This is a genomic window from Dermacoccus sp. UBA1591, from assembly GCF_002322065.1.
Lineage (GTDB): Bacteria > Actinomycetota > Actinomycetes > Actinomycetales > Dermatophilaceae > Dermacoccus > Dermacoccus nishinomiyaensis.
Genome location: NZ_DCNR01000044.1, coordinates 1 through 8,645 on the forward strand (window position 1 = coordinate 1; position 8,645 = coordinate 8,645).

An 8,645-nucleotide genomic window follows, 5' to 3' on the forward strand; every position below is an offset into this window, starting at 1 on the left:
GTGGACGAAATTCGCAGATGGGGACAGGAATCGCCGTTGAGGACGGGCGCAGGCTCGGGCACGGGCTCTTCCTGAGGGCCGGCGGTAGGCTGCGCCGAGACGAGAGGAATGACCGCATGATCCCCTTGGACGAGGCCAGCGCCGCCGTCATGGAACACTGTCGGAGCGGCTCACGCGTCCTGCTCGGTCTTGCCGGCGAGCCGGGCGCAGGGAAGTCGACGGCGGCCGCCCGCTTGCTGCTCGACGCCGACCAGGCCGGCGTCACGGCCGCCGTCGTGCCGATGTACGGCTTTCACCTCGCGCACAGCGTCCTCGAAAGCCGGGCGATGACGGACGTCAAGGGCGCGACCGAGACGTTCGACGCGCACGGCTTCGTCACGCTCGTCGAACGCATCCACGCCCAGCGACCCGGCGATCCGACGATCTGGGCCCCCGAGTTCCGCCGAGAGATCGAAGACGCGGTGGCCGGCGCGATCGAGGTGCCCGCCGACACACAACTCGTCATCGTCGAAGGCAATTACGTGCTGCTCGACGAGGAGCCGTGGGCCCGCCTGGCGCTGCTGTTCGACGTGGCGTGGATGCTCACTCCCTCAGCCGAGCGACGCCTGGCCCGTCTCATGGCCCGCCACGAGTCGTACGGCAACGACCCGGCCGACGCCCGACGACGCGCCCTCGGACCGGATCAGACCAACGCCGAACGCGTCCGCGCACACTCGCAGCGACCCGGCGTCACCATGGTCGACCCCGGCTGACGACAGCGCGGCCGGTTACCCTCCGCTGCCGAGGGTCATGGGCGCGCACCACGCCGTGGCACCCCACGGGAACTGGGCCCACGGGAAGATGACCTGGATCTCCTGGAGGTCGAGCACCTGCCATCCGGCAGGTGCGTTCGTACCTCCGACGCGGACCGGATCGAAGCACATCCATCGACCGATCTGGAGCCCCCGACCCCACGCCGGATCAAAGCCTGTCCCCGGCGCAGGGGGCGTCGTCGGGCCGGTCGACGTACTGGGCTCAGGCGACGTGGGCTGCGGCGACGTCGGTTCCGGGCTTGTCGGCTGTGGAGTCGTCGTTTCTGGCGAGGTCGGTTCCGTCGTCGTCGGCGGGTTGATGATGCTCGTCGTCGGCGACGTCGGTTCCGGGCTCGTCGGCTGCGGTGATGTCGGTTCCGCTGTCGTCGGCGGAACGACGATGCTCGTCGTCGGTGCCGTGAGACGTGACGAAGTTGGCTGGACCGGTGACGTCGGCGTCACGGGCGGCACGGTGCTCGTCGTCGGGGCAGCCGTCGACGATGCGGTGGGGACGTCACTCGTGGTCGAATGGCTCGTCGCCGGAGGGTCGGCCACGACGGTGCCCGGCCCGGTGGGCGTCGACGGCGCGCTCGTCGGCTGCACCGTCGGGACGGCGTCAGCGCTCGGCGCGGCCGCCACCGAGCGCGCGGGCACAGGCGGCAGCGACGTCGCGCCGTTAGCTCGTGAACGGCTGGCGCCGGCATCGCTCGCCGCCAGCTGAGCCGTCGACACATCGGACGTACCTGCCGTCGACGACGCCACCGACGCCGAAGACGAATTCGTCGCCTCGGACGACGCCGCGCCCGTCGGCTGCGTCGCGGACGGCGCGCCGGAGGTGGGCGGCGCGCCCTGCGAGCCGGCAGCGCTCGTCTGGGACGCAGCGGTGCGCGTCTCGTACCGCGCCGAATCCTTGCCCATGTAGACGAGGCCGAACGCTGCCGACGCTGCGGCGGTGAGGACGAGTCCACCTGCGGCCCAGGTGCTCACGCTGCCACCCGCGCCGATACCGCCGGACCCACCCGAGCCGCCGGACGAACCAGACGAGCCCGTAGAACCGGAGCCTCCCGCCCCATGCGGCATCGTCAGGGCTTCGCGCAGCGCTTCCATCTTCGCGACGTTGAGCGTCGCGGGGCTGACGGTGTGGGCCCGCGCCGACAGCGCCTCTCGAAGCGTCGCTTCGAAGGCGGTGAAGTCGTCAGGTCGCAACTCACCCATCGTTGCCTCGCATGGATACCGTCAGTTTCTTCATCGCGCGGGAAGCCTGCGATTTCACGGTTCCTGTGCTGATGCCGAGGGTCTTCGCGATCTCTGCCTCGCTGAGCCCCTCCCAGTAACGCAGGACGAGCACCTCTTTCATCCGCGCCGGCAACGCGTCGAGGTGACGCAGCACCTCGGCGTGCTCGTCGGCGAGGAGGACGGGTTCGTCGGAGCCGGGTGCCGTCTCGGGCTCGGCGACGGCCATGTGTTCGCGCGCGGTGCGTCGACGGCGTAGCGCCGAGCGCGCCTGATTCATCACGGCCGTGCGCAGGTAGGCGCGCGCGTTCGCCGGCGATTCGAGGTTGTGACGGTTGCGGTACAGGCCCAGGAACGCGTCGTGGACGACGTCCTGCGCCGACTCGACGTCGTCGACGAACTGCCGCGCCAGCCGAACCATGTCGTGGTAGGTGTTCGTGTAGAGCTCGTCGAGGTCGAGACCCTCGGGTTCGCCGTGGCCGTCATCCGGCATGCCGGCCGCGGAATCGCGGCGGGACGACGCAGCGTCGCGACGCGCGCGACGGGAGGTCGCGTCCCCGGCCGTCATCGCCCACGGGGGGAGGGGGATGGGCACGACGATCAACGTCATGGCGTCTCCTCCCGTCACGTGTTGGGCGCGTGGACTCGCCCTTCGGCGCGGGGCGCGGGCGCAACCCGCCGGGCTCAGCGATGCATAGGTTCCGACTCTACAGGGTGTCATGGCGGTGGATTGTGGCGCAGCTTCGCCGATCCTCTTGTCGTTCGGCACGCACCCCACGCGCCGTCCGTCCACCCCGTTCATGACCGTATAGACGCATGAGACCCATGTGGGTTGCGCGGGTCGGCGATGAGAAACGCGTCATGCTGACGCGGACGCCCGCCGATCACTGCGACGCGTCAGCCGCGACGCTCGCTCGATGCGTCCGAGGAGAAGCTCGAAGCCCTGGAGCGCCGCGGCGCCACCGGACATCGCGTCGAGGGGTGCGCGTGCTCCCTGAGCCTTCGGGACGACCGCGCGATCGGGCAGCGTCGGCGAGAGCACGAGCGGGCCGAACGCGCGCTCGAGCGCGGCCCGCTGCGCGCGCTGCTCCGCCATCGACGGCTTGTACCGATTGAGGACGATGCCGAGCGGTTGCAACCCGCCGGCCTCGGTGCGGCGGATCTCGTCGATCGCCGCGAACAGTCGCGTCACGGCGTTGACGGCGAACGCACCTGCCTCCGTCACGACGACGGCGCGGTCGCTCGCGACGAGCGCACTGCGCGTCAGGCCGCTCAGGGACGGCGGCGCGTCGATGAGAACGAGGTCGTAGTCGAGCTTGCCGAGCGCGGTGCGCAGCGTGTGCAACTGCTCGCCGTCGGCGTCGGGCCTGTCGAGGTTCGCCGTCGCGTCCGAACTCGGCAGCACGTGCAGATCGGCGTTGCCGCGCGGCCAGCCGGCCGGCACGATGGCGCGCTCGAGCACCTTGCGCTTCGGCCGCTCCAGCACGTCAGCACTGACGGCCCCGGGAGCGTCGACGCCCAACGCGTACGTCGCATCCCCCTGCGGATCGAGGTCGACGACGAGCGTCGTCAGCCCCCTCGCCCGCGCTGCGGCGGCGAGGCCGAGCACGACGGACGTCTTGCCCACCCCGCCCTTGAGGCTGCACACGCTGACGACGAACATGTCTCGAACCTTACCGAGCAACGCCGCCCGCCGGGGACGTTTCACCGCGCCGCGACGACCGACGACCGCCCCCCCTGCACCGAGGCAGGGGGTGCGGTCGTCGGTCAGGGGTGGGCGATCACTCAGCCCAGTCGAGCGTGCGCTCGACGGCCTGACCCCAGCGCTTGAGCAGACGCTGACGCTCTGCGTCGTCCATCGACGGCTCCCAACGCTTGCTCTCGGCCCACTGACGGCGCAAGTCGTCGAGGTCCTTCCAGAACCCGACGGCGAGCCCCGCGGCGTACGCGGCGCCGAGCGCGGTTGTCTCGTTGATCTTCGGGCGGATGACGTCGACGTCGAGCAGGTCGCTCTGGAACTGCATGAGTGTCTCGTTGACGACCATGCCGCCGTCGACCTTGAGCTCGGTGAGGTCGACGCCGGAGTCGGCGTTCATTGCCTTGACGACCTCTTGGCTCTGGAACGCGACGGCCTCGAGGGCGGCGCGGCAGATGTGGCCGCGGTTCGCGAAGCGGGTGAGGCCGACGATGGCGCCGCGCGCGTCGCTACGCCAGTGCGGCGCGAACAGGCCGGAGAAGGCGGGGACGACGTAGACGTCGCCGTTGTCGTCGACCTCCTTCGCGTACTTCTCGACTTCCTTGGCGTCCTTGATGAGCTTGAGGTTGTCACGCAGCCACTGCACGAGCGAGCCGGTGACGGCGATCGAACCCTCGAGTGCATAGACGGGCTTCTCGTCGCCGATCTTGTAGCAGACGGTCGTGAGCAGGCCGTTCTTGCTCATCACCTTCTCCTCACCCGTGTTGAGGATGAGGAAGTTGCCCGTGCCGTACGTGTTCTTCGCGGTGCCGGGCTCGAAGCAGACCTGGCCGAACGTCGCGGCCTGCTGGTCGCCGAGCGCGCCGGAGATCGGCACGTCCTTGAGGATGCCGCGGTGACGCACCTTGCCGTAGACCTCGCTGCTGCTGCGGATCTCAGGCAGCATCGACATGGGGATGCCCATGTCCTTCGCGATGTCCTCGTCCCACTCGAGGGTGTCGAGGTTCATCAGCATCGTGCGTGAGGCGTTGGTGACGTCGGTGACGTGGACGCCGCCCTTCGGCCCGCCCGTCATGTTCCAGATGACCCACGTGTCCATCGTTCCGAACAGCAGGTCGCCCTTCTCGGCCTTCTCGCGGGCGCCGTCGACGTTGTCGAGGATCCACTTGGCCTTCGGGCCGGCGAAGTACGTCGCGAGCGGCAGACCGCACACGTCCTTGTACTTCTCGCTGCCTGCGTCACCGGCGAGTTCCTTGCAGATCGCGTCGGTGCGCGTGTCCTGCCAGACGATCGCGTTGTAGACCGGCTTGCCGGTGTTCTTGTCCCACACGAGCGTCGTCTCACGCTGGTTGGTGATGCCGACGGCGGCGATGTCGTCGGAGTCGAGGTCACCCTTTGCGAGGGCCTCGGCACAGACCTTGCGCGTGTTCGTCCAGATCTCGAGGGCGTCGTGCTCGACCCAGCCCGCCTTCGGGAAGACCTGCTGGTGCTCCATCTGCGCGACGGCGACGACCTCGCCGTCATGGTCGAAGATCATGCAGCGCGTGCTCGTCGTGCCCTGGTCGATGGCGGCGACGTACTTCTTCTCTGCCTTGTCAGCCATGTTCACTCCTCGTGCGATCCGTGTTCGATGCTGCTGGTGTCCAGTGTGCGCTTCTGCGTCAGCCGATGTAGGCGTGGGCGGCGAGACCGGCGAGCACACCACCGATGACGGGGCCGACGACCGGCACCCAGGCGTAACCCCAGTTGGAGTCGTCCTTGCGCGGGATCGGCAGGACGAAGTGCGCGAGACGCGGAGCGAGGTCACGGGCGGGGTTGATGGCATAACCCGTCGGGCCACCCAGGCTGACGCCGATCGCGACGACGAGGAACGCGACGTTGAGCGGGCCGGCCTGGCTCGGGGTCTTCGTGAACGCGAGGATCGTGAAGACGAGGATGAACGTGCCGACGACCTCGGTGACGACGTTCCAGAACGGCGCGCGCACGGCGGGAGCCGTCGAGAAGACGTTCGTCGGGGCGTCCTCGTGATCGTCGAACTGCTTCTTGTAGGCGGCCCAGACGACGACGGCACCGATGAAGCCGCCGATGAACTGCGCCGCGAGATACACGAAGGTCGACGCGACGCTGATGTCGACGCCCTTCGCGTACTCATCGGCCCCCGAGGCGAGGATGCCCAGAGTGACGGCCGGGTTGAGGTGCGCGCCCGACTTGTACGAGGCGAAGACACCGGCGAAGACGGCGAAGCCCCACCCGATGTTGATCATCAGAGGCCCTCCCCCGAAGCCTCCGTTGCGGGGCAGCAGCACGTTGGCCACCACTCCGACACCCAGGACGATGAGAATCGCCGTCCCGAGAAGTTCGCTGACGAAGACCTGACCGAGGCTCATGGGTGCCTTTCTCGACGTTCGACGGTGGCATGTGACGACCACCACTCATGCTACCGATGAAGCCTACGTCAGGCGCACCCCGGCAGGTCGGACGGGGACATGTTCCGCGTCACACCCGTCATCGTGGCCCTGGCACGCGCAAGGGATCAAGCAGCCGGGGCGGTTCCCACGCCTCGGGACAGCCGGGGACGACGTCAGCGCTCGGGCGAGGTCTCAGCGATCTCAGGCGTGCGACGCACCTCGGCCGGCGGCGACGTGAGGCACCAGGCCAGGCCCAGGAAGGGAACGACGGCGGTGACGGCCCACAGGACCCACGTGATGGCGTGCTCCATGAGACAGCTCCTCGAGATCGTGTCTACTTCTGCGCCCATGCTCGCACGGGGCCAGCGGCACCTCAACCGATCTCGTCGACCACCCACCAGGTCGATCGGACTCGCGCAGTTCGTCGCGGCCCACGCTGCCGGGAGAGGCCCACGCTGCCGGGAGAGGCCCACGTGGCAGGGCGTGGCCCACGCGGCCCGGCGAGCTGCGCCGCCGTCCGGTGAGGAATGACACCCCCGCAGGCGGTATCGGGGACGAACAGGCGGGTCTAAGCTGAAGGAAGACCAGAGAATCGGCGCGGCTCGGCGATCTCCGACGCGCCTTCGACCCGGCAGTGGAGGTTTTCGATGACCATGCACCCGTACAGCGCACAGTTGGGCCCCAGCTCGCGCGCCGAGTCCTGGCGCGAACTCACCGAGCGTGAGCTCGACGTCCTCGTCATCGGTGGTGGCGTCACCGGCGCCGGCACTGCGCTCGACGCCGTCACGCGCGGTCTGCGCACGGGTCTCGTCGAGGCCCGCGACTTCGCGAGCGGCACGTCGTCGCGCAGCTCTAAGCTATTCCACGGTGGCCTGCGCTACCTCGAGCAGCTCAACTTCGCGCTCGTCGCCGAGGCGCTCAAGGAGCGCGAGCTCATGATGACGCGCATCGCGCCGCACCTCGTCCACCCCGTCGCGTTTCTGTACCCGCTGTCGCACCGCGCGTGGGAGCGCCCGTACGTCGCGACCGGTATCGCGATGTACGACCAGATGGGCGGCGCCCGCTCCGTCCCGCGTCAGAAGCACCTGACGAAGAGCGGCACGATGAAGATGTTCCCCGGCCTCAAGAACGACGCGATGGTCGGCTCGATCCGCTACTACGACTGCCAGGCCGACGACGCACGTCACACGATGACGGTCGCCCGCACCGCCGCGCAGTACGGCGCGATCGTGCGCAACTCGACCGAGGTCGTCTCGCTCATCACCGAGGCCGACCGTGTCGTCGGCGCGAAGATCCGCGACGTCGAGACCGGCGAGACGGCTGACGTGCGCGCCAAGGTCGTCATCAACTGCACGGGCGTGTGGACCGACGACATCCAGAAGATGACGGGTGGCAAGGGCCGCTTCCGCGTGCGCGCGTCGAAGGGCGTGCACATCCTCGTCCCGCGCGACCGCATCGCCGGCGAGGTCGGCCTGATCCTGCGCACCGAGAAGTCGGTGCTGTTCGTCATCCCGTGGGGCCAGCAGTGGCTCATCGGCACGACCGACACCGACTGGGCGCTCGACGTCGCGCACCCCGCCGCGACGAGCAAGGACATCGACTACATCCTCGAGCACGTCAACACGGTGCTCGCCTCGCCGCTGACGCGTGACGACATCCTCGGCGTGTTCGCCGGTCTGCGTCCGCTGCTCGCCGGCGAGAGCGAGGACACCTCCGCACTGTCGCGCGAGCACGCCGTCGCGCGTCCGCAGCCGGGCCTCATCTCGATCGCCGGCGGCAAGTACACGACGTACCGCGTCATGGCCGCCGACGCCGTCGACGCCGCGGCCCAGGACCTCGGCCCGATCAAGGAGTCGGTGACGGAGGTGACGCCGCTCGTCGGCGCCGACGGTTACGCCGCGATGCTCAACCTCAAGCACGAGATCGCCGCCGAGTCGGGCCTGCCCGAGTGGCGCATCGAGCACCTGCTCAACCGTTACGGCTCGAAGCTGTACGACGTGCTCGCCCTGTCGAAGGACGACGAGTCGCTGCTCGAGCCCGTCACGAACGCCGACGAGTACCTGCGCTGCGAGATCGCGTACGCCGTCACGGACGAAGGTGCGATGCACCTCGAGGACGTCCTCGCGCGCCGCACGCGCATGTCGATCGAGACGAAGCACCGCGGCGTCGACGCGGCCGCCGAGGTCGCCGACATCATCGCGCCGATCCTGGGCTGGACGCAGGAGCAGCGCGACGCCGAGGTCGAGTCGTACACCGAGCGGGTCGCTGCCGAGGTGAAGTCGCAGGAGCTCGACACCGACGAGGCATCCGACGCGGCCCGCCTGTCCGCTCCGGACCCGCGCCCGCAGCTGCGCAAGGTCGTCGCCACCCGCTGACGGCCCGTCCGCAGGAGCGCCGACCACGCGTCCCACTTGTCGCAGATGCGCAGCAAGTGGGACGTCGCGTGTCGGGGTTCTCCCCACTCGGTGCAGTTCTACGCCGAGTGGGACGACGCGGCGTCACGTCTTCCCCACACGG

Annotated in this window: 8 protein-coding genes; 3 read left to right on the plus strand and 5 right to left on the minus strand. The window is 69.2% G+C overall.

What is annotated here, in order from left to right; genetic code table 11:
* The first annotated feature begins 116 nt into the window (after window positions 1-116).
* Both B2284_RS04770 and B2284_RS04775 read left to right on the plus strand, forming a co-directional pair.
* Window positions 117-752, plus strand: a complete 636-nt coding sequence (locus B2284_RS04770; RefSeq protein WP_136788569.1) for a nucleoside/nucleotide kinase family protein — start codon at window positions 117-119, stop codon at window positions 750-752.
* Between the two features lie 358 nt (window positions 753-1,110).
* Window positions 1,111-1,512 carry a hypothetical protein gene (locus B2284_RS04775; RefSeq protein ID WP_286697260.1) on the plus strand — a complete coding sequence of 134 codons (402 nt, stop codon included), beginning with the start codon at window positions 1,111-1,113 and terminating at the stop codon, window positions 1,510-1,512.
* A gap of 486 nt (window positions 1,513-1,998) precedes the next feature.
* Here the strand turns inward: B2284_RS04775 and B2284_RS04780 are convergent, their stop codons facing one another.
* From B2284_RS04780 to B2284_RS04800, 5 genes are all read right to left on the minus strand, one after another.
* Entirely contained in the window at window positions 1,999-2,634 is a 636-nt protein-coding gene (locus B2284_RS04780; protein WP_074039770.1) for an RNA polymerase sigma factor, read from the minus strand.
* Between the two features lie 249 nt (window positions 2,635-2,883).
* Window positions 2,884-3,687: a ParA family protein gene (locus B2284_RS04785; protein WP_074039769.1), complete on the minus strand. Its 804-nt coding sequence runs from the start codon at window positions 3,685-3,687 to the stop codon at window positions 2,884-2,886.
* Between the two features lie 118 nt (window positions 3,688-3,805).
* Window positions 3,806-5,323: a glycerol kinase GlpK gene (gene glpK / locus B2284_RS04790; RefSeq protein ID WP_006946725.1), complete on the minus strand. Its 1,518-nt coding sequence runs from the start codon at window positions 5,321-5,323 to the stop codon at window positions 3,806-3,808.
* 58 nt (window positions 5,324-5,381) lie between these two features.
* Entirely contained in the window at window positions 5,382-6,107 is a 726-nt protein-coding gene (locus tag B2284_RS04795) for an MIP/aquaporin family protein (RefSeq protein ID WP_006946749.1), read from the minus strand.
* A 194-nt stretch (window positions 6,108-6,301) separates the two neighbouring features.
* Window positions 6,302-6,439 carry a hypothetical protein gene (locus B2284_RS04800; RefSeq protein ID WP_006946717.1) on the minus strand — a complete coding sequence of 46 codons (138 nt, stop codon included), beginning with the start codon at window positions 6,437-6,439 and terminating at the stop codon, window positions 6,302-6,304.
* A 336-nt stretch (window positions 6,440-6,775) separates the two neighbouring features.
* On the opposite strand from B2284_RS04800, the gene B2284_RS04805 reads away from it, so the two are divergent.
* Window positions 6,776-8,503, plus strand: a complete 1,728-nt coding sequence (locus tag B2284_RS04805) for a glycerol-3-phosphate dehydrogenase/oxidase (RefSeq protein ID WP_006946713.1) — start codon at window positions 6,776-6,778, stop codon at window positions 8,501-8,503.
* The last annotated feature ends 142 nt before the right edge of the window (window positions 8,504-8,645 follow it).

What these genes read in the sequence shown, in the direction of transcription:
- B2284_RS04770 (WP_136788569.1), top strand. Translation starts at nt 117, where the DNA reads ATGATCCCCTTGGACGAGGCCAGCGCCGCCGTCATGGAACACTGTCGG.
- B2284_RS04775 (WP_286697260.1), top strand. Translation starts at nt 1,111, where the DNA reads ATGATGCTCGTCGTCGGCGACGTCGGTTCCGGGCTCGTCGGCTGCGGT.
- B2284_RS04780 (WP_074039770.1), bottom strand. Translation starts at nt 2,634, where the DNA reads ATGACGTTGATCGTCGTGCCCATCCCCCTCCCCCCGTGGGCGATGACG.
- B2284_RS04785 (WP_074039769.1), bottom strand. Translation starts at nt 3,687, where the DNA reads ATGTTCGTCGTCAGCGTGTGCAGCCTCAAGGGCGGGGTGGGCAAGACG.
- glpK (WP_006946725.1), bottom strand. Translation starts at nt 5,323, where the DNA reads ATGGCTGACAAGGCAGAGAAGAAGTACGTCGCCGCCATCGACCAGGGC.
- B2284_RS04795 (WP_006946749.1), bottom strand. Translation starts at nt 6,107, where the DNA reads ATGAGCCTCGGTCAGGTCTTCGTCAGCGAACTTCTCGGGACGGCGATT.
- B2284_RS04800 (WP_006946717.1), bottom strand. Translation starts at nt 6,439, where the DNA reads ATGGAGCACGCCATCACGTGGGTCCTGTGGGCCGTCACCGCCGTCGTT.
- B2284_RS04805 (WP_006946713.1), top strand. Translation starts at nt 6,776, where the DNA reads ATGACCATGCACCCGTACAGCGCACAGTTGGGCCCCAGCTCGCGCGCC.